The sequence below is a fragment of the Nostoc sp. DSM 114167 genome, from assembly GCF_052692655.1.
The window spans coordinates 6,968,915-6,993,521 of sequence record NZ_CP195116.1; the positions used below are offsets into that span (position 1 = coordinate 6,968,915).

Annotated in this window: 16 protein-coding genes; 6 read left to right on the forward strand and 10 right to left on the reverse strand. The window is 41.7% G+C overall.

All coding sequences use genetic code 11. The features are described from left to right. Nucleotides 1-352: 352 nt before the first annotated feature. The 3 genes from NSTC731_RS29410 to purD all read right to left on the reverse strand — a co-directional run bounded on the left by NSTC731_RS29410 (nt 353) and on the right by purD (nt 9,542). Nucleotides 353-5,794 carry a trifunctional serine/threonine-protein kinase/ATP-binding protein/sensor histidine kinase gene (locus tag NSTC731_RS29410; protein ID WP_445628038.1) on the reverse strand — a complete coding sequence of 1,814 codons (5,442 nt, stop codon included), beginning with the start codon at nt 5,792-5,794 and terminating at the stop codon, nt 353-355. Nucleotides 5,795-6,192: 398 nt separating this feature from the next. Beyond that, complete coding sequence (gene nblS / locus NSTC731_RS29415; protein ID WP_445628039.1) at nt 6,193-8,139, reverse strand: two-component system sensor histidine kinase NblS; 1,947 nt, start codon at nt 8,137-8,139, stop codon at nt 6,193-6,195. A gap of 125 nt (nt 8,140-8,264) precedes the next feature. Then, entirely contained in the window at nt 8,265-9,542 is a 1,278-nt protein-coding gene (purD, locus tag NSTC731_RS29420; protein ID WP_445628040.1) for a phosphoribosylamine--glycine ligase, read from the reverse strand. A 486-nt stretch (nt 9,543-10,028) separates the two neighbouring features. Between purD and NSTC731_RS29425 the strand changes: the two genes are divergently transcribed. Further along, nucleotides 10,029-10,988: an NAD-dependent epimerase/dehydratase family protein gene (locus NSTC731_RS29425; protein ID WP_445628041.1), complete on the forward strand. Its 960-nt coding sequence runs from the start codon at nt 10,029-10,031 to the stop codon at nt 10,986-10,988. A 38-nt stretch (nt 10,989-11,026) separates the two neighbouring features. On the opposite strand, the gene NSTC731_RS29430 is transcribed toward NSTC731_RS29425, so the two are convergent. Continuing rightward, nucleotides 11,027-11,389, reverse strand: a complete 363-nt coding sequence (locus NSTC731_RS29430) for a hypothetical protein (RefSeq protein WP_445628042.1) — start codon at nt 11,387-11,389, stop codon at nt 11,027-11,029. Between the two features lie 234 nt (nt 11,390-11,623). Between NSTC731_RS29430 and NSTC731_RS29435 the strand changes: the two genes are divergently transcribed. The 3 genes from NSTC731_RS29435 to NSTC731_RS29445 all read left to right on the forward strand — a co-directional run bounded on the left by NSTC731_RS29435 (nt 11,624) and on the right by NSTC731_RS29445 (nt 13,630). Continuing rightward, nucleotides 11,624-11,974, forward strand: coding sequence for a hypothetical protein (locus NSTC731_RS29435; protein ID WP_445628043.1), 351 nt, complete (start codon nt 11,624-11,626; stop codon nt 11,972-11,974). 386 nt (nt 11,975-12,360) lie between these two features. Next, nucleotides 12,361-13,230 carry a hypothetical protein gene (locus tag NSTC731_RS29440; protein ID WP_445628044.1) on the forward strand — a complete coding sequence of 290 codons (870 nt, stop codon included), beginning with the start codon at nt 12,361-12,363 and terminating at the stop codon, nt 13,228-13,230. 25 nt (nt 13,231-13,255) lie between these two features. Next, complete coding sequence (locus NSTC731_RS29445; RefSeq protein ID WP_445628045.1) at nt 13,256-13,630, forward strand: hypothetical protein; 375 nt, start codon at nt 13,256-13,258, stop codon at nt 13,628-13,630. Between the two features lie 79 nt (nt 13,631-13,709). On the opposite strand, the gene NSTC731_RS29450 is transcribed toward NSTC731_RS29445, so the two are convergent. The 3 genes from NSTC731_RS29450 to NSTC731_RS29460 all read right to left on the reverse strand — a co-directional run bounded on the left by NSTC731_RS29450 (nt 13,710) and on the right by NSTC731_RS29460 (nt 19,626). Further along, a complete protein-coding gene (locus NSTC731_RS29450) occupies nt 13,710-13,841 on the reverse strand; it encodes a hypothetical protein (RefSeq protein ID WP_445628046.1) in 132 nt (43 codons plus the stop codon). Then, complete coding sequence (locus NSTC731_RS29455) at nt 13,832-17,824, reverse strand: DUF2157 domain-containing protein (protein ID WP_445628047.1); 3,993 nt, start codon at nt 17,822-17,824, stop codon at nt 13,832-13,834. Before NSTC731_RS29455 ends, NSTC731_RS29450 begins: the two co-directional genes overlap by 10 nt. Nucleotides 17,825-18,012: 188 nt before the next feature. Then, on the reverse strand, nt 18,013-19,626 hold the full coding sequence (locus NSTC731_RS29460; RefSeq protein WP_445628048.1) for a glycosyltransferase family 39 protein: 1,614 nt from the start codon (nt 19,624-19,626) through the stop codon (nt 18,013-18,015). 934 nt (nt 19,627-20,560) lie between these two features. On the opposite strand from NSTC731_RS29460, the gene NSTC731_RS29465 reads away from it, so the two are divergent. Together NSTC731_RS29465 and modA are read left to right on the forward strand one after the other, a co-directional pair. Beyond that, nucleotides 20,561-21,529: a TauD/TfdA dioxygenase family protein gene (locus NSTC731_RS29465; protein ID WP_322665055.1), complete on the forward strand. Its 969-nt coding sequence runs from the start codon at nt 20,561-20,563 to the stop codon at nt 21,527-21,529. A gap of 163 nt (nt 21,530-21,692) precedes the next feature. Further along, on the forward strand, nt 21,693-22,502 hold the full coding sequence (modA, locus tag NSTC731_RS29470; protein ID WP_445628049.1) for a molybdate ABC transporter substrate-binding protein: 810 nt from the start codon (nt 21,693-21,695) through the stop codon (nt 22,500-22,502). 299 nt (nt 22,503-22,801) lie between these two features. On the opposite strand, the gene NSTC731_RS29475 is transcribed toward modA, so the two are convergent. The 3 genes from NSTC731_RS29475 to NSTC731_RS29485 form a co-directional block, all read right to left on the reverse strand. Then, nucleotides 22,802-23,359, reverse strand: a complete 558-nt coding sequence (locus NSTC731_RS29475) for a peroxiredoxin (RefSeq protein ID WP_445632201.1) — start codon at nt 23,357-23,359, stop codon at nt 22,802-22,804. 57 nt (nt 23,360-23,416) lie between these two features. After that, nucleotides 23,417-23,659: a regulatory protein SipA gene (sipA, locus tag NSTC731_RS29480; protein WP_322682666.1), complete on the reverse strand. Its 243-nt coding sequence runs from the start codon at nt 23,657-23,659 to the stop codon at nt 23,417-23,419. Between the two features lie 334 nt (nt 23,660-23,993). Beyond that, the gene (locus NSTC731_RS29485; RefSeq protein ID WP_445632202.1) at nt 23,994-24,506 is read right to left on the reverse strand and encodes a Spy/CpxP family protein refolding chaperone; all 513 of its coding nucleotides are present in this window, start codon (nt 24,504-24,506) and stop codon (nt 23,994-23,996) included. Between the last annotated feature and the right edge of the window lie 101 nt (nt 24,507-24,607).

Genomic DNA, 24,607 nt, shown 5'->3' on the forward strand with positions numbered 1-24,607 from the left:
GAAGGGCACAGCAGTCCGTCGGGAATTGAAATTCCCGCCTCATAGCTAAAGTCATCTGAAGATGACTAAAAATCTCCAGTCTATTGAAGTCGACTTAAGCTAAAAGCCAGAAAATTTATTTTCGGGCGGGGATGTCAGCCAACAGATAAGCTATTTCCAGCTGAGGTTGACACATATCAGCAATGCTGTACCCCTACCGCGTAGTCTATTTACCTGAAAATAGCTGTATCTTAACTTAGTACCATTCGGATAAGGGGTAAAGGGGAAAGAAAAAACCTTCAACCTTTACCCTTTAACCTTTACCCTTTACCCTTTCCCCAACCGGAAAGCAAAAGTAACTTTTGCAAGATGTCTAATAGATAGGGAGAACAATCTCAAATTCAGTTCCCTCAGTGGGCTGAGAACGCACAGTTAAAGTACCGCGATGTTGTTGGATAATAGAGTAGCTAACAAATAATCCCAAACCTTGACCGCGACCAATGGGTTTTGTAGTGAAAAACGGTTCAAAAATCCGCTCTTGCAGATTTACAGGAATGCTACTATCTGTATTGGCGATCGCAATTCGTAACCAGTCACGATCTATCACTCCAGTACGAATCCGAATTTCTGGGTGTTGGCTGCTTTGGGGATTATCTCGAATCGCATCAATGGCATTGTTAATCAGATTTAGGAAGACTTGATTCAACTGGCTAGGATAGCAAGTAACTAAAGGTAGATTGCCATACTCCTTAATGACGCGCACTTCGGGTTGATTTTCAGAAGCTTGTAAGCGATGTTGCAAAATTAACAGCGTGCTTTCAATACCACTGTGTAAATCTACAGCTTTGATTTCGGCTTCATCTAAGCGAGCAAAGTTGCGTAAACTCTGGACAATTTTGCTGATGCGATCGCTACCACTCTTCATAGATTCTAAGGTTTGATTAGCATCTTTAAACAGAAAATCAAGCTCAATCTCTTCCTTCATCGCTTGAATAGCTGGATTAGGTTGGGGATATTCCTGCTGATAAAGTATCAGCAAACGCATCATATCTTGAATGTAATTTTCTGTATGGGTAAGATTACCTTTAATAAAATTAACTGGATTGTTAATTTCGTGAGCAATACCAGCTACCAATTGACCGAGAGATGACATTTTTTCGCTATGAATTAATTGTCCTTGAGTTTGCTGCAATTTTTTCAAGGTCTGCTCTAAATCTTGGGCTTTTTGGTTGAGAGCTTGGGTTTTGTGTTCTACCTCTGCTTCTAGGGTGTAAGAATAGTTTTCGGTTTGTTGATACAGACGGGCATTTTCCACAGAGATAGCGGCTTGACTAGTTAGGAGTTGGAGAATCTCGATGCGATCGCTGCTAAAAGCGCCTAAAGTTAAGTTGTTCTCTAGGTACAAAATACCGATGAGTTTTCCTTGGCGACTAATGGGAGTACATAAAACTGATTTGGGCTGGTGAGCGATAATGTAGCGATCGCTGGCAAATTGCACTGCTGTACTCAAGTTTTCAAACACAGCCGTCTCTTGAGTTCTTGCTACTGCATAAATCAAACTTTGGGGAATTTCTGAGTATTGCTCCAGGGGAATTTCTAAAGTTTTTACCAGTTCTCGATCGGCTTGAGCTACAACTAACCATTGTTCATCTTGGCGAAGAACCAAATGACCGATTTGGGCGCCAGCATTGGCGATCGCGATCTGCATCAAGGTTGCCAACAATTTCTCTAATTCAATTTCTTGAGAGATGGCTTGTGCGGCTTTCATCACCGCTTGTAAGTCTAAGTATAAATTTTGGTTGCTAGAACTTTTAGTTACACTTTTCATCAAAGTTAAGGGGATGGTTGCCGTAGATGTGATGGTAAGATTAGGCGATTGGAGAATGGCTGTTAGTAGTTGCGGATATTGTTCTTCTAAATGGGCAACTTTCGCCTTTGCACCCCAATGGGCGTAGCAGTAGTAGGCTTGTTGCATATAGTCTGCGGCCAGCTTCTCTTTGCCCCAAGCTAGGTAGAATTTGGCGGCCAGCTCATTGCTGAGTGCTTCTTCTTGGATATAGTTGTTTTCTTTTGCCCCCTGAATGGCTTTTTTATAGTAGGTGATTGCGTCTAAATGACCTAAAATTTTTGCCCGCTCTGCTTCAACTAAATCATATTTGTGCTGATGATTGGCGGGAGCGTGAAAAGCCCATTGACTCATCAATTTCTGGTTTTCTGCAACTTTTTCTAGTGCCGATTGTTGCTCTGCCTCAGTGCCATTTGAACAGGTAGCCAACAGAGCGAGGGAGTAATAGAAATTATGTTCGGCATACTGCAAGAAGCCAACCATGTTTCCCAGGTATTTTTCGGCTTCTTGAGCATGGATAAGTGCCTGCTGATAGTCCTCAAAGATGAACAGAAGAATGGTCTTTGCTAGATGAAGCAGGAACAACAGAGTTCCGTTTTGAGTTTCAATTAAAATCGGCAATATTTTTTGCTCGTCGAAACTCTCCCCAACGAGTATTAGGGGATCTTCTGCTGCTCCCATCAAATTCAACACCAGCTGACGACAAATTTGCCCGAAGTAAATTTGATACTCTTGTTTGAATTTCAACAACAGATCGATGTATTTTTGCTGTTGCTGATTTACCTGCTCCAGTGCTTCACCGACAAAGAAAAGATAGTTACAGTAGGAGGCGGCGTTGTAGCAGGCATACTCTACATCACCCGTTTCTAATCCAACCTGAATCGCTTCACGTAAAGGAGCGATCGTTTTCCGAGCGGGTTCTTGCCAGTGCCGCACAAACACATCAAAAATATTGATCGCTTTTGCATACAATTTCCTCTCGTTGAAGCGCTCCAGCAATTTTAATCCTAATTTTCCAAACCGATAGCCTTTTTCAATTCCGGTTGGGGTACCACATAGAACCAGACCATAAAAGGTGTAGCCAAATGCTGAAAATGCCGAGTTGCCAAATTGAATCGATAAGTTCACTAGTGTGTAAGCAATCAGTGGTAACAACTCTGGTTTAGCATTCAGGCTGGGAGTGACCATTGCGATCGCAATTCGCATGGCTGCTAACTTGTGCGGATCGAGCATCTCTGGAAGGTTAATTAAATCCTCGATCGCTAACTCCAGTGGGGGTTCTTTAAACAGCGGTTCACCCAAAAATTCCAGCACTTGTAGAGAGGTATCGATCGCTGCCAGCATTTGATTCTGAGCAATGTAGAAATAGATTTTGATTTCATACATCTTCACCTTTTGCAGCAAATCCTGGGCGTGCTGAAGAACAATTTCTGAAAGCCGTTCTGCCTGCTCGAAATGGGTACTCAGGTACTCAATTTCAGCCGCTTCTGTATAAAGGGCAAGGGTCAGGTCGTAACGATCTGACCAACCGTTTTCTGGGAGCGCTGCCAGCCCTGCTGTGAAGTATTTATTTGCCATTTCATAGGCGGTTGCTGCCTTGGCTTTTTGTCCTGCAAGCAGGTTCAGTTGAGCTAGATCCAATTCTTGCAGCTTGGAGATTTCGTCACCATTTTCTGCATTCAACAATCCAGGAGAACTTTTTTGAGGTGTCAATTTCAGACCGTAGTTCAATTGATTGACAATTTCAAAAATTTTCCCTTCTCGCTCTGCTTCCGGCGTATTTGCCCACAGTTGCTGCCCGATTTGGAAGTGGATAGACTGTTTTCGATCTTCTGGAATCAGACCATAGGCAGTTTGTTGGACGCGATCGTGCAAGAATTTATAAGGAACGACAATCTCAGCACCGCGATTGATATGGTCTGAGTTATTTGATTGGAAGAACTTGTAAGTTTCGCTAATGGGGAGAATCAGTCCTTCTTGTAAGGCTGTCCATAGGTTGGTCGCTATATCAACAAGTGATTTTTCACAGACCATTGCCAAGGTCTTCAAATCAAATTGGTTGCCAATACAAGCCGCCAGTTTCAAAAGCTCCTGTGTATCCACCGGAAGTTTTTGTAACTGCAATGCTATGAACTCTACCACTCCATCGGTCAATGCCAACTGCCGCACCGAAGCCAGGTCGCATTGCCAGTAACCCAGTTCAGGCTGAAACTGAATGCAACCCTCTTCGTGCAGTGCTTTGAGAAACTGCGTTGTAAAAAAGGGATTGCCTTTAGTTTTTTGATATACCAATTGCGTCAGGGGTTGAGCCAGTTCGTGGGGACAACTTAAGGTGTCTGCCACCAATTGATTCACCGTTATTTCGGACAAGGGTTGCAAGGCGATGGTATTGACGGTAGCTTGGGCTTGCTGAATCTGCTCCAGCGTCAGTATCAAGGGATGAGTCGGAAAAACTTCATTATCTCGATAAGCGCCCAGAATCAGTAAATATCCAGAACTGGCTTCACTCATCAATAATTGCAGCAAATTCAGAGAAGCCGAATCTGCCCATTGCAAGTCATCTAGAAACATCACCAGCGGATGCTCAGGGGTGGTAAAAACCTCGATAAATTTCTGAAATAGCAAATTAAAACGATTTTGGGCAGCATTACCAGATAGTTCTGGGACTGGGGGCTGTTGACCGATAATTCGCTCTAGTTCAGGGATCACATCAACAATTGCTTGTCCGCTTTCACCCACAGCCGCCAAAATTTTCGCCCTCCATTGGGCCAATTGGACATTACTCTCACTCAGCAGTTGTCCCATCAAATCACGAAAGGCTTGCATCAAGGCACTGAAGGGAATATTACGCTGCAACTGATCGTACTTGCCTTTGATGAAGTAACCGCGTTGTCTGACAATCGGTTTATGAATTTCATTGATCGCCGCAGTTTTACCAATCCCGGAAAATCCTGCTACTAGCATCATTTCTGAACTGCCATTAGCGACGCGCTCAAAAGCTTTGAGCAAGTTTGCAACTTCTGTTTCTCGCCCATAGAGTTTTTCGGGGATAATGAAGCGATCGCACACATCCCGTTGTCCCAAAACAAAGGTTTCTATTCTACCCGTTGCTTTCCATTGATTGAAACAGCATTCTAAGTCATATTTCAAACCCAAGGCGCTCTGATACCGATCTTCGGCATTTTTCGCCATCAACTTCAATACTATCTCTGAAACGATCGCGGGAATTTCTGGATTAATACTGTGTGGGGCGAGTGGCAACTTGGCTAAATGACAGTGTACTAACTCCATCGGATCGTTGGATTGAAAGGGTAATTGTCCAGTCAAAAGTTCGTACAATGTCACCCCTAAAGCATAAAAATCACTGCGGTAATCAATGCCGCGATTCATTCGTCCGGTTTGCTCTGGGGAAAGATAGGCAAGGGTTCCTTCCAACACATTCGGATTTTGGATTTTTTGGGTTTCGCGGGGGAGGAGTGAGGCAATGCTGAAGTCAATCAGCTTGACTTGTTGTGATTCTGGATGAATCAGAATGTTGGCGGGTTTGATATCTTTGTGGATGACTCGATGCTGGCAGACATCATGGAGAATATCAGCAATTTGTCGGGCTATTTCTAAAAATTCTCCTAAAGATAAGGAATAATTTTGGGTATAATCCCGTAGGGAAATGCCGCCAAAGTCTTCCATCACTAAGGCATAGCTGTTAGCGTATGCTTCTAGGCTTAATGGATGAATTATGCCAGGAATGTTGAGATTTTTGGTAATTGCATACTCGTTACGAAACTGTAATAATTCGTTAAAGTTGGGGTAGTCTTGCCGTAATAGTTTAATCACCACCGGACGCTGACTTGACTCCTGCACTGCTCGATAAACTATTGTCTGAGAACCTGCATATAGCTGCTTAACAATGGCATAACCAGGGATATACGGCAATGGATTTGAATCGGGGATTGCTGCCAGCGTCGTCATAGGGTAAAGTTAAAATTTTGAGAAGAAGTCGATCATTTTAATATTTCCCAAGAATTTGGCAGAATAAACATTCCGTAACTTGTATACATAATTAATTGAGCCACAACTAAACAAAATTCAATGCTGCTTGCACGAAGATTGTCAATGACAGTTGTATCAACAACTATGCGAACAGTTAGTGCAGTATTTCTAGATTCAAAAGAGAGCAATGCGATTTTGTGAGACGATCCACCTAGAGAGCGATCGCTAATCAACTCTTATGTATAAATTGAATAAAGTGTGGCAATTCCTTCAAAGGCTTCATCCAAAATTGCCACTATCGGGAATGGTAAAAAATAACAAACTATACTCAATCCCTAATCTTCAGGCTGTGATGATTTTGGCTGCTTCTGCAATTTTCAAACTGTGGTGATTTTGGATGTTTCGGCAATAGGTTCAACTTGTATCGGTGGGACTTTTTCTTCAAAGATGGCTAAGTCAAACCAAAAAGTGGTGCCAATGCCGACTTCACTCACTAGATAGACTTTACTACGATGTCTGTCGATGATATTTCTAACAATCGATAAACCTAAACCCGTACCTTCTAGGGTGTGAACTCGGTTTTCTACGCGGAAGAAGCGTTCAAAAATTGAGTGTTGATCTTCTGTGGCGATGCCAATTCCAGTATCGGAAATTTCAATCCGCACTGGTGCAGATTCGTTGTGACTGGGTTTGAAATCTAGTTGGTAGGCGCGGATTGCTACTTTACCACCGGCTTTGGTGAATTTAAGCGCATTACCAATCAGGTTGCCAAACACTTGTACTAATAGATCGTAATTACCTAATACTAGCGGCAAATTAGGGGCAACTTCTTGAACAAGTTCAACACCTTTATCTTTTGCATTGAGTTGGTAAGTACGCAGGGTTTGCTCGATCGCTTGGGCTAAATCTACGCCATCAAAGCTGTAGTTGCGACCAGATTCAAGTTTTGATAAATCCAAAACATCGTTAACTAGGCGAGTTAGGCGATCGGTTTCATGGTTGACTGTTTGCAGAAACTCTTGGCGTTCTTGTAAAGCTAAGTCTTCGCCGTAGTCGTGCAAAGTTTCAATATAAGTTTTAATGTTAAATAGAGGCGTTCGCAGTTCGTGAGAAACGTTGCTGATAAATTGACTTTTTGCCTCGTTTAGTTCGACTTCACGGGTTATATCTTGAATAGTAATCGCAATACCTTTGATGCTTTCTCTTTGCAGATTGAGTACTGTAGTCAAGAGAATACGAATCGTCCGTGGGGTGGGTTGGTTAATAAAAATTCGGAATTCGGCGCTTTCGCATTCGCCTGCTGCCATTTCGTACAAGGGACGGGTGATTTCGATTTGTACTGATGCTGGCAAGTGATGCAAGACATTGCCACCGACTACATTAGCGGCTTCCCAGCCAAAAATTCGCTCTGCTGTAGGGTTGACTAAAATCACCTGCATGTTGTGATCGATCAACACGGCACCATCTGCGATCGTGGAAACTAAAGTTTCTAGCTTGGCTTTTTCTGCGGTTAGTTCTTCAATGTTCTGTTCTTCATAGCGCTCTAATCGCTCTGCCATCTCATTAAAGCTGAAAATTAATTCCCCTAGTTCGCCGCCTAAAGGTAAATTAATCCGCTGCTTAAAATTCCCGGTAGCAATTTGCTTTACCCCCACCAGTAATTCTTTAATCGGCTTGGTGATGGTCAAAGCGTTAATCACTCCTGCTAAAATCACCATTACCCAAATGGTGATAAAAACGGCAATGGTGACATCGCGGGTAAAATTGGTGGAGATAACAGCGGTCTGATTGGGGTTGATCCCGATCGCTAATACACCTAAGTATTTTTTATTGACAATCAGGGGAATAAATACATCGGTGACTGTCCCATCTGGAGTTGTGTGTTGCCGCACCATCGGCTTTTCCCCATCACCAGGGTAATCTTCTGGCAGTTGTATCCGCCGTTTAATGGTAAGGGAATTTTCTACCTCGGCTTCCCAAAAAGGAATGCCAAAAAAGATTTCCCCGTTTTCATCGGCGTAGAGCATATAACGCACGCTAGAGGTGCTGCTATAGAAACGTTGGGAAAATCGGGCGACCTCGGTGAGATTATTGTCAGCGACCAAGGGGGTAACGTTGGCAGCAAGCAGCAGCCCCAAATCACGACCAAAGCGGGTGTCATTCATCCGCGCATCCTGCTGAATTGTATTTACAGCCCAGAAGGTCAAACCACTCATCACCAACGAAACTACCATTGTGGCCACAGCCAGCAGTTTAGTCTGGAGAGTGAATTCCGACCACCAACTTGCGATCGCATCTCGAATTGATTTGAACAGACTTAGCATCTTAAATAAAGTTGTTAGTAGTCTTTGTTATAAAGCCCAACAACTTAAAAATTAACAGTTAATTTGACAAATATGTTAGGGAAAGAGGGAATAGGGCATTGGGCATGGCGAATAACTCCTAACTCTTAACTCCTAACTCTATAACCAATATCTTTCCGGTAATACATCCCCTGAAACTGAATATGTTTGATACTAGCGTAGGCTTGGGCGATCGCTTGCTCAAAATTTTCTCCAATTCCGGTCACATTTAATACTCGACCCCCATCTGTGACTATTTCTTGTTGCTGGTTCAATTTCGTACCTGCATGAAATACAGTTGCTCCTGCTGCTTCTGCCTGCTCAATGCCAGTAATTACCTGGCCTTTTTGATATTCTCCTGGATAACCACCGGAAGCGGCAACGACAGTAGCAGATGCTCCCCCTTTCCAAACAATGGGCGGCAATTCACTTAAGCGTTGCTGTACGCAAGCTAGAATCAACTCTTCTAGGGGTGTTTCTAACAGTGGTAAAATCACCTGGGTTTCCGGGTCGCCAAAGCGACAATTAAATTCCAAAACTTTCAAGTCGCCATCGGGTGCAATCATTAACCCAGCATACAGCACGCCTCGGTAATCAATGCCTTTAGCTCTTAAGGTGGCGATCGCTCTTTCTAATACTTCTGTTTGAATGCGTGCCATCAACTCTGGTGTAGCGATGGGTGCTGGGCTGTATGCTCCCATCCCGCCAGTATTTTCGCCCGTATCGCCTTCCCCAATCCGCTTATGATCTTGCGCTGGCAACAAGGGTCTAATTGTTAACCCATCAGTCAACGCTAAAACTGACACCTCTTGCCCAATCAAACATTCTTCAATGACGACAAATTTACCAGCACTGCCAAATTGCCCTTGAAAAATCGCATCGATGGCACTTTCTGCCTGTGCAACTGTTTCAGCTACCGTTACACCCTTACCAGCCGCCAAGCCATCAGCTTTAACAACAATGGGCGCTCCCTGAGATTTGACGTAAGATTTTGCTGCCTTAGCTTCCGTAAATACCGCAGCCCGTGCCGTCGGAATCCCTGCTTCTTGCATCAAGGCTTTTGCCCAAGCTTTACTCGCTTCAATTTGCGCTCCGGCTCTGACTGGGCCAAATACCATCAATCCTTTATCTTGGAGATAATCTGTGATTCCCTTAGATAGGGGAACTTCTGGGCCAACTATTACCAGAGTTACGCCATTTAAGAGAGCATATCGGCTCATTCCCTCAAAATCATCTACTGCTAAGGGCAAGTTCTGGCAACGTTCCATACTTGCCGTGCCCCCATTCCCTGGTACACAGATAACTTGCTCAATTTGCTTAGATTGCAACAGTTTCCACGCCAGAGCGTGTTCGCGCCCTCCATTACCAACAACTAAAACTTTCACTGATTTCCTCGTGCGTCCCTTGCAAAATGAGAATACCTTAACTGCTCTCGCGGATCAATTTTTTCATCAATTCTCACACTTGTGCAAGTTTCTTTTGGTTTACAGGAGAATTCAGGAGTCAGAATAGGCTTATTGGTGTCAATTTAAGGTCAAATGCTTGTACCACATACACTTGAGACGCGATAAATCGCCGTCTTTACAAGACGCGATAAATCGCCGTCTCTACAAGTATTTTGGACTTATCTGAATTGTAAGTTTTTTCTTAAAAATTCAATTTGACTAATTAGTAGAATTGGAATTTTTATTGTTAACAATTACCAAATAAAGTTAGTAACATATTTTCAGCAGACGTATATTAGTTGAATTATCTTTTTTGCTGATACGAATCAAATTATCTATGAAAAAATCATCAATCAATAACCAATTTTTGATTATAATTATTAACTTGTGAATATCGCGGTTAATCAGGATATAAAAATCGGCAACATGGCTAAAATTATCGTTACTGGAGTCGCAGGCTTTATTGGTTCTCAGCTTGCAGAAACATTGCTAGAACAAGGAGAAGAAGTAATCGGGATTGATGAATTTAATGATTATTACGATCCGATGTTAAAGCGAAATAATGTTGGACACTTATATCGTTTCCCTGGTTTTGCATTAATTGAAGGAGATATGCAGTTTTTAGATTGGCAAAAACTCCTAAAAGATGTTGATGTAGTTTACCATCAAGCGGCACAAGCAGGGGTCAGAGCAAGTTGGGGTAAAGCTTTTCGAGGCTATACAGAACGAAATGTTAACGCTACACAAGTTTTGCTAGAAGCAGCTAAAGATGCTAAAGACCTCAAAAGATTAGTGTTTGCTTCTTCATCTAGTGTATATGGTGATGCGGAAACATTACCTACCCACGAGAGAATTTGTCCTCAACCTGTTTCTCCTTACGGCATTACAAAGCTAGCAGCAGAGTTTTTGTGTGAACTCTATCACAAGAACTTTGGTGTGCCCTGTGTGACATTGCGCTATTTTACAGTTTATGGTCCCAAACAGCGCCCAGATATGGCATTTAATAAGTTTTTTCAATCCATTTTGCACGATGAGGCGATTCCTATTTACGGCGATGGCCAGCAAACGCGGGAGTTTACCTTTGTTAGTGATATCGTCGCCGCTAATTTAGCCGCCGCTACCGCACCCCAAGCAGTGGGAGAAATCTTTAATATCGGTGGTGGTAGCAGGGTGGTTTTAGCAGAAGTTTTAAATACGATTGAAGAAATTGTTGGGAAGCCAATCAAAAGAAACCATATAGAAAAAGCGATGGGAGACGCGCGCCACACGGCTGCTGATGTATCTAAAGCGCAGAAAATTCTCGGATATCAGCCGCAAGTCTCCCTAAAAGAGGGTTTGACGCAGGAATGGGAGTGGGTAAAATCTTTGTATTCCCTATCTTCTTAATTTTCCTGATTCTCTTTATCTGTTGAACCGTTTTGCCCTTAGCTGGTAGTCAAAACAACACCTTGGCGTGTAGCACGCTTGCGGTCGCTTTTACGAGTACCTCCAGCCATCTGATATTGATGGCTATTTTTACCAAACTTATGAGCAACACCAAGCAAAATTTTTTCAGAATAATCTGCTAAATCTTGTTCATTTTCAATAATTTGGGTTAATAAAACATCAATATTAGAGAGGGTAGTATTGTAAATTTCCAGAGATTGACGGAGATTTTCAATTTTGTCAGTGTAATCTTTAACTGTTAAACTTTCTCCTACATCTAGGGTAGGACTAATAGATTTAATACTTGCCAAGCGCATTTCAGCTTTGCTCAGAATACGTGAATCGCGTTTGTGCCTTGCCATTAATACTCCTTTGCCTGAAAAGATAACCTAAACTTTTAGTAATTCCATAGTGGACAATTTTTTAAAAGGTTGTCCTGAGTAAAATTATTTATTTTTTTAATCATTAAAATTTGAGTATTTTCACCAATTTTTATCTTACCTCTCTCTTTCATAACCCAATACGCTTGGGTTAAAAAAAATTGTAGGTTGGGTGAAGCAAAGCGCAACCCAACAAAGCTATGAAAATGTTGGGTTTTGTTCCTCAAACGCCACTTGCTTCTTTCTTTGGGAGACGCGCAAGGGATAAGTCGGGAAACTTCCCATGCAGAAGCGGAAGTTCTTGCAGGGAAGACGGAAGTTATTACAAGCTGCGCGAAACACCGAAACGTCTTGGCGGAAGTTCCTACAGACTGCGCAAAACACCGAAACGTCTTAGCGGAAGTTCTTACAGGGAAGGCGGAAGTTGCTACAGACTGCGCGAAACACCGAAACGTCTTGGCGGAAGTTCTTGCAGGGAAGGCGGAAGCTGCTACAGACTGCGCGAAACACCGAAATGTCAACCCTGGAGCAATATTTTTTGATGCGATCGCAAAATTCCGAAATTGACTAATTGGGGAGTGGAGAAGGAAACAACAGCGATTTGAGTAATATCGCAACGGTAAATAAAGATGTATTCGATAGTTGTGTCAATCAATCCTAATATTATCCTTCTGGAGGCTCTATGAATTTTCTAATTCCGATTTATATTGTGCGTAGGTCAAACAAATTTGCTTTTTACTATTTGCAATTTGCAGCGTTTTTCTCCCGGTAAGCCTACGGCATTAACGCTAAAAGGATGTCTGAGAAGTATTAAATATTTTGCTTGATCTCCCCTAGCCTCCTAAAAAAGGGGGGGATTTAGGAGGATCTACAATTCTTGAATACAACACCAAAAAGTTTTCAGATATCCTTTAACCCTCAAACTCAAGAAGAACACAAACAATCATTAGTTTATGAAGAAGACTTTTCGTAAAACCGTCGTTGTATTTGCAGTAATTGCAACGCTAACAACAGGGTGCCGCTCAACTGATGAATACAAAAAATTTGCCAAAGCAGGAAATGAATATGCCAATGCAGTTGACAAATTACTTGATGCCGCCACTGACATTCATATAGATAAAACTTCTGAGCAATTATTAAAAGATGACCAAATTACCAATCAAACACGTGAAGATTATGAAAAACTTACTGAAACTGATGAAGAACGTTTAGAGGTTATTGATAATTTACGCAAACATAACAATCTATTAAGAGATTATTTTCAACTGCTTAACGAACTTGCTTCTTCCGATGCACCTGTACGTGCAGAAGGAGAAATTAACGGAGTAGTAGATAATCTCAATAATATTGGGAAAGAACTACAAAAGAGCGATTTGATTAAAAATCCAGGTCTTTTTGAAGGCATTACTAATCTTGTAGTTTCATCACAAATTCGTGGAGCATTACGCAATGAACTAGAAAAACGTAATGGCACAATTATGCGCGAACTAACTATTCATACGGCAATGTTAAAATCTCTTGGAGATTCAATTGAACAAGATACCAAACTTATTCGTATAGCAGAAGAAGACCGTTTAGTTATTCGTCCACTAACGCAGGACGCAGAAATTCCTGACAAAGAAGCATGGATTGAAACTCGACGGGAAATATTAACAAGGAGACAAGGAAAAGAACTTAAAGATGCTAGCAATACATTAAGTGAGTTTCAAGGAGTGTTTCAAGGTCTTATTGAAGGAAAATTAAATCTTGCTAGACTCAATAGTTTTTTACAAGATGTTGATAATTTTCTACAAATTGTTGAAGCAGATAAAAACGCAAAGTAGATATTTACATTGTAAGAAAATTACCATGAATTTTAGCTCAAAAATTACACCCGAAGAAAACACAAGCATTGCTAGAGATTGTGAAGAAATCCTCAAGAGAATTAAGAATATAGAATTCAATCTCAATTTACCAGAAATACAACAAAAATTTGAAAATGAAAAGGACGAGTCACGAAAACAAGATTTTCTTGAAGAACGTAAGAATATAGCGATTCTACGCAGTCAACTTGAAACTGCGGCTCTAAAAGAAATAGCTGCGAATCTAAAGAAGTTAGAACCAGACTTGTTTAAAGGAATAGAAGACTTAACTCAAGCAATTGAGCGAGTGGAAAATACCGTAAATATTCTCACTACACTCCAAAATGTAACAGGAATTATTCGACGTGTTCTCTCGTTGTAAAACGATTTAACAAGAACCTCAGTTCGGGTAAATGAAGTTGAGCTTGTGTTAATGGAATCTGTGTTATTATTTTGTGCTTCTATGCATTAGTCGTTTGCAGAGCGTCTAAAAAGCTTTGGCAAAGCCACCGCTCTTGCTTAATTTTAGAGGTATCTTCAATTTGGGCGATCGCCTGTCTAATGAGTTTAATCTTTAGCTTACCTATTCCCATGATTGAAATTCATCAATGGCGCTACGAATTAAGGAAGTGATTTGAGCGCGACGGGTTTCAAAGTTGGCGGCGATGTAAATCAATAAAATGCCAACTAACAAACCAACTACCCATTTTAAAAAGGAGTACTGCAAGCTGAAAATTACTGATTGATAGATTGTCGTAATTAAAAAAGTCGCTGTACCAATGTAGAGAAAAGCGCGCACTCGCAAAGCTAATCCAGCAAAAATAGCGATGAGACTGAAAATACCCGGTATCCAAGCTGTATTTTGATTAAATAAAATTGCCCACCCACAAATTAAACCACTCCCTAGTACTCTCAGAAAATGACGAGATGTTTTGTACTCTGGTAGCTTCAGTTGGGTATCCACTTGAGCAATATAAAGCAGTGATAATCCAATTGGTGTTACATACCACAAAGTATCAGTTAGGCGTAAGGAATCAAACCAGCGATAAAGTGCCCAATCAATCAACGCCACACTAATATAAGTGAAACGGATATTTTCACCCACTTTTGCTAAAAAGATGTAAAATCCAGCTGCGAGTACTAAGGTTATGGGGTAAGTTTGCAGTCTAGTTTCCCATAAAATTATCAGTGGTGTGATGTATGCAGCTTGTTGCCAAGGTCTTTTAGACCAACCCCAACTTTCCCAAGGTAGGATGTACAAAAAGTAGGCTACCACACAAGCGATCGCCCCATTCCAAGGAACTAATGGCCCAGCCCAAAATCGCCCTACTGCTGTCTCTCGCCAATAAATCCTCATCCCGGCTACCTCTAATAAACCAAGGTAAACCCACATCTCGGCAATTGTAATTCTTCCCAAGATGCTGGGGGAAGTGGGTAAATTTCGTCCCTGAAAGACGGCGTAGCGAATCAAAAATACTCCCGTTCCCAATCCCACCAAACGGTTAACTGCAATGGGTGTAATAATAGCAGCCATTAATAAACAGCTACTCCAAACCCAGTGAATATGAGCAATTCTTTTCAATTCTTGAGGAGTTAGGTGTAAGTAGCTGATTAGCCTTGGCGACAAAATGCGGTAAGCATACATGATACTCGCGCCAAGGGCAGACATGGCAATTAATCCATCACCTAATGCTCCTCCTGAAGCTTGTGACATTTGATAAAACAAAAGTTCATAAGCAGAAATTGATACGCCAATAATTCCTAAATACAGCAAGGGTTTGAAGCTCTGGTGCCGTCGCCCCACGCCAATAATAATTAAAGCTACACCCAAGGAATACAAACCTGTCCACTCGGTAAAGGTGTTCAAACGCAGCAACACACTAAATGCACCATAAATTAATGGCAAAATGTGCAGGCTGCTAGGAAACCTTTCTAATTGATGTCGTCGCCGCCACCACTCGCCAACAAGTTGAGTAATTAAACCCAAGGCGATGTTTGCAATCGCAATTCTCACAATTGAACGTTCCCCCAACCCTAGCACCTGAGCAATCAACAATTCCAAACACCAACCAACACCATAAAATGCCCAATTTGTCGGTTCGCGCCAACTGCGATAAACAATGGCTGCCAGGGTTATTGCAGTGGCAATTAAGAACAAAAATCCTGAAGTCGTAAACCCTTGGTAAATCAGCACTGAATGCACCGTCAAACTTAATAATTCAACACTACATAAAGCGATCGCCCATTTATCGCTGGCGGCTGCATAGATAACTGCTAATTCGTTACCGCGTCGGCTTAAAATAGTCCGCGCTAACCATAAACTTAGAATTGCGATCGCTCCGACAACAAACCAACCAGCTACCGCGAGGCGAGGTAAACCAGGCACACCCGTCCACAGCAGCGCCCCAATGAAACTTAAAACAAATCCTTCTGTAATTACCGCAGATACTTGGTTGCGCAAATAGCGCGTATTTACAAACATCAATCCAGCACCTACAGCCAAACCGATTAATCTGATTTCTGGTAGTTGTAAAGTTAGTAACTGAGCAATTATTACAGCCAAGACACTCAAGTAACGGCTAGTAAGCCGTCGCTCGATAATTGCGGCATTGGCAACACCCATCAGAGCTAAAGGCGTAATTAGCCATAAAACTCCCCAATCAGATCGGTTATCAGCGATGCCATACCAAGATGATTCTGCATTCATCCACAAGAGGAAAAAACTCACTGCGGCTAATCCTAAGCCGATATCCCATGCACTACCTTGCCATAGTCCTTCCTGCAAGCTGAATCGCCATTCTGCAACCATCAGAGCCAATAAAATACTTGCCCAACCTTGTTGAGTCAGGCTGGGAAATAACCAATTAATGGTAAAGCACAATGTCAGCATCCCCATGATATGAGTTAGGTATATCAGGGGAAGGGATGAGGGGGAGCGGCGTTGAGTAACAAATGCCAGAGTGGCGGTAGAAAATAGCAGATTTAGCGATCGCAATGTGGGATTTACAAGAGCGATCGTTGTTAAAAAAGCTCCAAATAACAGGGTAAGCAGTTCGCCAAATTTAGCTAATTCTCGCTTTTGGCGGCGATACAAACTATCTGTAAGCGCCACCATCAAAATTACGTAGGGAAATAAAGCTATACCCAGTAGCGCCCAAGGTTCATTTTGAGAATTGGTGAGTTGGGTACTAGTTGCGATCGCTAATTTTTGTAAGTGATCGGGTACTAATCGCCAACCTAGCCAAATCGTCTCTAAGCCGATGACAAAAGCCCCTGCAAAGTCTCGCTTTAAACTGTACTGCCACAAGCGACTCCCTACAAACCACAAACCCAAACCACTGACAGCTATTGCTTGCCAAGGATAATTTACTACCGATACCACCCAACCCAAAAAGAGTAAAACGCCCCCAAATCTTTCCCAGAGTAAGAATGATGCGGGAGACAAGGGAGATGGGGGGGACAAGGGAGACGAGGATATTAATGTTACTTCCTCTACTCCCCCTGCCCCCTGCCCCCTGCCCCCCTGCTCCTCTACTTCCCCTGCCTCCTGCCCCCTGCCCCCTGCCCTTCTTCCCTGTGCTAACCAAGTCATCAACCAGCCGCAAATGCCAATAGCTAACCCCAACAGTGCGACATCTAACTTGGTAACAAAAATTGCCCGCACCAACAATACTATTAAAGAATAAATAATTACAGCAGCAGGTAAACTAATACTTAACCTACGGCGATCGTCGCTGACAGTACGAGGCTGTTGGAAAAGATGGTAATAAATGGTAATGATAGTTGTGGCGATCGTTGCCAGATAAACAGCAATTAAGGGAAATCCTCTTAATTGCCAACCCCAATGCAGATAACTCAGCCCTAGAATATTTACCAGAGGTAATTTGCCAGTATGCAAATTGGTAAAAATAGTTCGATTTTTGGAGAGTAAAACAGTTATAGCAGTCAGGGTAGGACAGGCGATCGCAACTACAATCCAATCCACAGGATTTTGCCACAATTTAAAGCTATCCATTGCCCAAAAATTCACTGGCACCAACAAAAGAGTGGCAATCAGCAATGTCTGAGCCGTCAATCTGAGGTTATTTTGCCTAGTCGCCCAAAAGCTTAATCCCCAAAAACTCAAAGTATAAGCAAATAAAACCCCGTACTGTCCAGCAGCGGGAAACCTCGCCCATTGACTAGCAGCCAGTACCCCAGAGGATACAACTACCAAAAAAACCCCTAGAAAAAGTAGCCAACGCACACTCAGTTCTGCCCCCAAGGACTGCAACATTGTGCCGATGAAGTTGGGTTTAGCTGGTTTTTGTTGTGGTTGTTTACCGCTACTAGATTGTAAAGCTGCTACAGGCAACTGCTGCACGGGGTCGGAAGTTGCAAATACTACCTTTGTGTGAGCTTCAGCCTGGGGTTGCAACACCACCGCACACACCAGAAACTCTCGACATAACTGCCTGACTTGGGTATCAGATATCAAACCTAAACGCAACCATATATCCAGTCCTTCCAATAATTGAGGATGGGAAGATGGCAATCTGATTTCAATTTTTAGCGGGCGCTCAAGGGGCGATGACATAAGCGGCAGCAATACCAGTATATACTTAAATTATTTGTTTAATTAAAGTATATTTTTGCTCTAACTGTGCAACTTATCAGGCTAATTGATGTTAATTTTTAACCGCCAAGCGAGATTCAAATGCCAACTATCTGCTTTTAGTTTCCATTTGCAGTCTCCCAGGCGGTAGATGTGCCCGTATCCTGAGTTTAATTAGCTTTTGTTATTTTCCAGAGAAAGTCGTCTACCTGCTGTAACTTTGAGTTATAAACTTTTTCAATTCCAGCTTTTAAGAAATCAGATGGCTCGAACAAGAATAAAAATATGTCACTAAAGCCATTAGTAATCTCTGGTAACTGATTTTTTCCGACAATTTGGAATTGTACTTTTGGATCGATGAAGTTACTAAGTACTTGTAGTGGTGGAATGATGTTATCCTCATCACTAATTAAAAGTGGTTTCTTAGCTTGATTAATAATATGAGCCATTTGAGGATATTTTTGGTATTTTTCAGGGAATTGGTTCCACCAAATCTGCGCTTGAGAGTGAACCATACAAGATGCAACCTCGCCCATAACTACCATAACTGCTACAAGTGACCAAAACTTTTTTTGCCAAGCATTAGTAGAAATAGACGTAATCTTAGTGGTAAATAGGTAAGCAACAGCTAACTGTATCCCTAAAACAGAAGGAAGTGTATATCGACTAGTAGCATATCGCTTTAAAAAAACGAAATCTATTATCAGTAAGGGAAGCCCTACTGATGCAATCAAGGTTAAAACAAATAACCAAACTTTTTTAGAGGTTCTTCGACATACAAAATAAATTGAGTAGCTGATTATAACTAAAAAAATCAAAATCAAAGGAATTAAGAAAAACTTAAGTTTTCCAGGATCGTTAGGACTAATACTTAAATCAAGAAACGCACGACTAAAGATACCAGCCCACCTTATAGCTGACATAAATACTGTTTGTTTAATATTCGCCCAAGTTACTGCTTCTGGCTGAGGATTGGTAATAATAATCCAAATCCAAGGTACAAACGTGATAAAACCCGCAAGCGATGATAGCAGATAATAAATTAATGTTTTACTCAATCGGAAGCGTTCTATTGTAACTACATAAATTCCTTGGGCAAAAGCAACCAAGGTAAAAAATAGATGAGTATAAAACCCTATTAATAATGTTGCTACATAAATGCACCAACTAGCTTTTGTTTGAAGGCGTATGGCTCGCAGCAGGGCTACGCTCGATATTAAAATGGCTACTATTGCTAAACTATACGATCGCGCTTCTTGTGCATACACGATATGAACAGGTGAAACGGCTACCAACCCGATGGCTATCCACCCGACTAGTGAAGACTCAAATAATTCTTGACATAGCCAATAAAGACAAGGAAAGGTAAGCAGACTAATAAATGCCGAAAAACTTCTAATCGCTGCTATAGAATTGCCAAAGCACTCTACCCAAAACCGGGCCATCAAGATGTATAGTGGCAAAATCTGCGAGTCTTCTACAATAACTCCTTTAATTGTATCAATTGCATTTTTTTCAGGGTTAGGATGCTGGTATTTGTGTAAATCTTCTATGCCAATCAAACGACCATTACCTAATTGCTTCCTCATTTCTGACTGCGTATAGCCAGATATGCGTAATGAGGATAAAACTTCATCACCCCAATAAATTTTTTTATCAATATTAACGAAGCGAAAAAATACACCTATTACTAATAAAACTATAATTAAAAAACGTAACCAGTATTTAGAAATAGTCCATTTCTGTGATATCTGCGTTTTCTTTTGTGGTAATTGCTTTTTCATGTAGTTTTCGATCTCCTCAAGGCTTAATTAATCTCGGTAAAAAATCAATTGATAATTTTTTATTAGCCTGTTCTCATGAAAAAAGCAAATTAGTATCTCTGAATAAAAGAGTAGATGAACATGAAGATTTATCTAATTTACGAATTAAATAAAAAGTCTTATTTTCTGATTAACCAGTATCAAATTATCTATAAACATTTTAATTAAAAATTTTTACTCTAAATAATTATTTAAATATTGATTTTGCAGCTTTTTACAATACGTAATTATCATAAATATAATTGTTTCTTTGTCATCCTACAGTATAAATTAATCAAGAAATAAAATACTTGTGTGAAAAATAAAAAGATTTAATAAACTTTATATGAAATAAACCTAAGTAAGTTTGTAGTAGCGAATAACACAGAAAAAAGAGACACTAAGTAAGTCTGCGAGAAAAAAAGCAATGTATATGAAGAAATATAAATTTGAAGTAGGGTATGTGATGCCATAGACTAACGTACCTGAATTGTTGACGGTGTGTTGTTACGCAGTGCAACTCACCCTACATTTAAATTTCTTAACATAACTTTAAATATTAACCCCGGCTTACTGATTGTGGAATCGTCCAAAGTTCCAAAAAAGCACTTGCAGCAAAAATTTAGTGCTTTCTCTGTACCCATTTAATTACATAGCTTGCTTCTCACTGGATCTGAGAAGCTTCTTAATATCTGTGTTCCGAATTTTTACTTACCCTTTCCCGGACTAAATCGACTATTGTCACAGCAGTCTAAAATATGGCAAGCAAATACTACGGTAAATCGATCAATTTATAGTAATATGTTTAAACTGCGATCGCTTCCTTTGGTATGTAGCCATTAAGCGCAAGCAACATATCTCAAGTAAACGGACGAGTGCGAACACCGCCCGATCGATCAAACTATGGAGAATTGAGATGAGCAACAAACACATTGAAGTCAAACAGGTAGCAGGTTTCATCGGTGCCGAAATCAGCGGCGTAGACTTGTCGCGTCCTTTGCACGATGATGCAGTCAAAGAAATTCGTCAAGCACTATTGAAGTGGAAAGTCGTGTTTTTTCGCGGTCAAAACATCGATCATGCGGCACAGATTGCATTTACGGCTCGTTTTGGCGAAGTGACTTACGCACATCCCCACGAAGATGAACCGATTGAAGGCTTCTCAGAAATCCTGCCCATTGACCGCAGCCGTTACGAGCGGCGCAATGGTTTGCGTCGTTCCAGCTACGAAAGCCGTTGGCATACCGATGTCACAGCAGTTGTCAACCCACCTGCGGCGTCAATTTTGCGTGCGGTTAATGTCCCTAGCTTCGGTGGAGACACACAATGGACAAATCTAGTTGCAGCTTATGAGGGTCTGTCAGCACCCCTACGGGCGTTGGCAGACACATTAAAAGCCGAACATCGCTTCAATGCGCGTTTGAATTTGCCCAGCAACAGCAAGATTGCCCAGCGCATCGCAGCCAATCCCCTGGTTTCAATCCATCCAGTAGTAAGGGTTCATCCTGAGACTGGTGAACGCGCATTGTACGTCAACCCTGGCTTCACCTCGCACATTCTTGACGTATCACGACAAGAGAGCGACCTGTTGCTTGAGTTATTCTTCAACCAGATTACTAAGCCCGCCTACACCACCCGCTTCCGCTGGAATAACGGTGACATTGCGTTCTGGGACAACCGCGCCACCTCCCATTTGGCCCCTCAAGACTTGGATCATCTGGAAGTCGAGCGCGTTCTCTATCGCACCACTATCACAGGCGATGTTCCAGTTGGGCCCGATGGTTTCCGATCGCAAGTGGTTGAAGGTGAGGCGTTCAACAGCGAACTACCAACCGTATTGAAGAACAAAGCTGAGAAGCTAGAAGCAGTATCAGCACTTTCATAACCTACAGAGCGGTAAACAAGGGCTGCGCTGTTCGTAGCCCAGTTTACCTACTGAAGTTTTTCGAGCCAGATTTTTACCGATATAGTTGGTTATATATTGGTATCTTTGGTACTATTTTACCTAACGTCAATTTTATGGAAGAAACCCTTCAAACGCCTTTTCTATGAAAAGAAGACAAATTTTTGGCTTTTTGGGTATAGCGATCGCTGGCTTGCTGCTAGCAATTGGTTTACCGTTAGTTCCTCCTGCTCCTGTAATAGCACAGTCGAACACAAACATACTCGTGTCCGCAGCTGCCAGCTTAAAAGAGGCGCTGGAAGAAATTAAGCCTTTATACCAACAAAGTAAATCAAATATCAATATTAATTATAACTTTGGGGCTTCTGGTGCCTTGCAGCAACAAATTGAGCAAGGTGCGCCAGCGGATATCTTTATTTCTGCTGGCAAAAAGCAAGTGGATGCCTTGGAACAAAAAGGACTATTGCTACCAGGTAGCCGTACTAACCTAGCAAATAACCGTCTAGTTTTGATTGTGGCTCAGGATGTTGTTGGCATCTATAGCTTCTACAATTTAACAGATAGTAAGATTAAAAAAATTGCGATCGGTGAACCCAGAAGCGTACCCGCCGGTCAATATGGCGAGCAAGTCTTGAAGAAATTGAAAATTTACGATCGCCTCAAGTCGAAATTTGTCTTTGCTAACAATGTGCGTCAAGTTTTAGCAGCAGTAGAAAGTGGTAACGCCGAAGCAGGTTTAGTTTATGCCACTGATGCCAAAATTTCCAACAAGGTAAAAGTCGTAGTTGCTGCTGATGATAAATTTCATTCCCCAATTGTCTATCCGGTAGCAATAATTAAAAGCAGTAAAAATCCTTCTGCTGCCAAAGAATTTGTTCAGTATCTATCTGGCAATGAAGCCAAAACTGTACTCAAAAAATATGGTTTTATTGTGTCCGAAGGAAATAAAAAATAATCACTCTATTTCTTTAGCGATCGCTCTTACAAATTTTAAGAAAGATCCAATTAATGAATAGCTTTTAAGGGGGAGAATTTAGATGTATGCAAGTTCTTCCAGTAGCTAATTTTGAATTAACCGCTTGATTATTGTTAGCCTAAGCCAAGGAGACAAGTCCCTAACTTAGGCTAATCATTAGACCTCTTGGCATTTGTGCTTTTTGCACTCTTGGGGAAAAGGGGAAAGGGAAAAGGTTCTGCAAAAGTCCCTTTCCCCTTTAACCTTTACCCTTTTCCCGACTTATGCAATAAGTCTATTTAAGAAGCTGTGGACTGTAATTGTTCTAGTCGTGCCAGCACTTCTGAACTGTGAATAGTTGGGTTGACTTTGACAAAAGTCTCGCGCAAAACGCCTTGAGGATCGATGATGAAACTGTGGCGCATAGATAAAAAGCCGAGCCACGAACCGTAAGCTTTGCTCACTGAACCATCAGTGTCAGCCAACAGGGGGAATTTGAGTCCTTCTGAATCGCAAAATTTGGCGTGAGAATCAATGTCATCAGCACTAACGCCAATAATCTGGGTATTTTTTTCGAGATATTGGGGTAAGTCTTGCTGAAAACGACGAGCCTCTATAGTACAACCAGAGGTGAAGTCTTTAGGATAAAAATACAGGACTAGCCATTTACCGCGCAAGTCAGAGAGGGAAATTTTGCCATCACCTGTGTTGGTTGGCAAAGTAAACTCAGGTGCGGGTTGATTAATTGCCGGAAGTTTACCACCCATAGCATCAGCAACAGGGGTAAAATTCAGCCAGCTGATGATAGAAATACAGCTGGCAAATAATATGCTTAAAAAAGTGCGGCGGGAAATCATGGTGGAAACCAGAATCACAACTTTACACAAGTTTACAATTCTTGGTTGCGAGAAATCTTATTCTAAGTGAGATTCGGCAGGGGTATCTGTACTTTCGATATATTGACTATCTAGGAGAAAGACCCCCCTAGCAAAGCGAATCCCCCAATATCCACCGGGTCTGCGGTCAATGACTATACCTTCTTCGCCCATGTGAATTACATTAGGGGGACGTAGCATGGGCATAGGTTCAGCAGTTTTGACATAAGCTGGTAGCGCCACAACACGGACTTTACTACCAATTGCGAATTCTTTTGACATTTTAATCAAGCTAGGAGTTTTGAATTAACTCATAACTCAAAACTAGCTTGAAAGTCTACTAAATTAGACCTCTTGCAAAAGGTACTTTTGCAAGAGGTAGGGAAAGGGGGAAAGGTTAAAGGGGAAAGGAAAATTTGATCCTTTTCCCCTTTGCCCCTTTCCCTTTACCCGACTTCTGCAAGAAGTCTATTGAGTAAGGGAATAAATAGGGAAAGGGAAAGGGGATGAAGTTTTTCCCCTTTCCGCATCTTCTGCAAGAAGTCTATATAATCTCTTTTGGGATTGAGATGGGCGAGTACTGCCCACCCCTGAATTATTATTTTTTGAAAGATGATTATTGAGGATTGCCTTGTTGACGGCGTGAAGGAGCATTTTGACGGAATTGCTCTAATTTTTGACGCTGTTCTGCGGTTAAGACTGCTTGAATCTGTTGTTTCTCAGACTCGCGGATTTGTCGCATTTGGGTTTTTTGGGCTTCAGTTAGATTTAAGTCAGCAAAACCACCCTTTCCTCGACGTTGACCGGGTTGCCGTTGACCTGTTTGCCCTTGAGCTTTACGTGCTTGCCATTCAGCCCGACGTGCTTGTTTGGCTGCCTCTAATTTTGCTTTTTGTTCTGGGGTCAAAACTGCTTCAAATTTGGCGCGGCTATCGCGGCGAATCGTCTGAATTTGGGCTTTTTGGGCATCTGTTAGACCCAACTCTTTCCAAGGGCCTCTTTCTTTTTGTGGAGTTTGGGCAAGTAACAGGGGTGAAGCAGAGGCTGTTTGAGCGTGAACAGCAAAGGAGGTTGCAGTTAAAGTGAGAGCGATCGCGGAAGCAACTAGCGATAATGCTTTGAGTTTCATTACTTGTGTGGTGGGTTTTTCCTGGTTGGATGCCACCATCATAAGAACTTATCTTCAGCAGTTACATGAGGAGAAAGTCATGGTTATACCCATGACTAAAG

What these genes read in the sequence shown, in the direction of transcription:
- NSTC731_RS29430 (WP_445628042.1), bottom strand. Translation starts at nt 11,389, where the DNA reads ATGGCAAGGCACAAACGCGATTCACGTATTCTGAGCAAAGCTGAAATG.
- NSTC731_RS29485 (WP_445632202.1), bottom strand. Translation starts at nt 24,506, where the DNA reads ATGAAACTCAAAGCATTATCGCTAGTTGCTTCCGCGATCGCTCTCACT.
- NSTC731_RS29475 (WP_445632201.1), bottom strand. Translation starts at nt 23,359, where the DNA reads ATGATTTCCCGCCGCACTTTTTTAAGCATATTATTTGCCAGCTGTATT.
- sipA (WP_322682666.1), bottom strand. Translation starts at nt 23,659, where the DNA reads ATGTCAAAAGAATTCGCAATTGGTAGTAAAGTCCGTGTTGTGGCGCTA.
- nblS (WP_445628039.1), bottom strand. Translation starts at nt 8,139, where the DNA reads ATGCTAAGTCTGTTCAAATCAATTCGAGATGCGATCGCAAGTTGGTGG.
- NSTC731_RS29465 (WP_322665055.1), top strand. Translation starts at nt 20,561, where the DNA reads ATGAGCAACAAACACATTGAAGTCAAACAGGTAGCAGGTTTCATCGGT.
- modA (WP_445628049.1), top strand. Translation starts at nt 21,693, where the DNA reads ATGAAAAGAAGACAAATTTTTGGCTTTTTGGGTATAGCGATCGCTGGC.
- NSTC731_RS29425 (WP_445628041.1), top strand. Translation starts at nt 10,029, where the DNA reads ATGGCTAAAATTATCGTTACTGGAGTCGCAGGCTTTATTGGTTCTCAG.
- NSTC731_RS29455 (WP_445628047.1), bottom strand. Translation starts at nt 17,824, where the DNA reads ATGTCATCGCCCCTTGAGCGCCCGCTAAAAATTGAAATCAGATTGCCA.
- NSTC731_RS29410 (WP_445628038.1), bottom strand. Translation starts at nt 5,794, where the DNA reads ATGACGACGCTGGCAGCAATCCCCGATTCAAATCCATTGCCGTATATC.
- NSTC731_RS29450 (WP_445628046.1), bottom strand. Translation starts at nt 13,841, where the DNA reads ATGGGAATAGGTAAGCTAAAGATTAAACTCATTAGACAGGCGATCGCC.
- NSTC731_RS29445 (WP_445628045.1), top strand. Translation starts at nt 13,256, where the DNA reads ATGAATTTTAGCTCAAAAATTACACCCGAAGAAAACACAAGCATTGCT.
- NSTC731_RS29460 (WP_445628048.1), bottom strand. Translation starts at nt 19,626, where the DNA reads ATGAAAAAGCAATTACCACAAAAGAAAACGCAGATATCACAGAAATGG.
- NSTC731_RS29440 (WP_445628044.1), top strand. Translation starts at nt 12,361, where the DNA reads ATGAAGAAGACTTTTCGTAAAACCGTCGTTGTATTTGCAGTAATTGCA.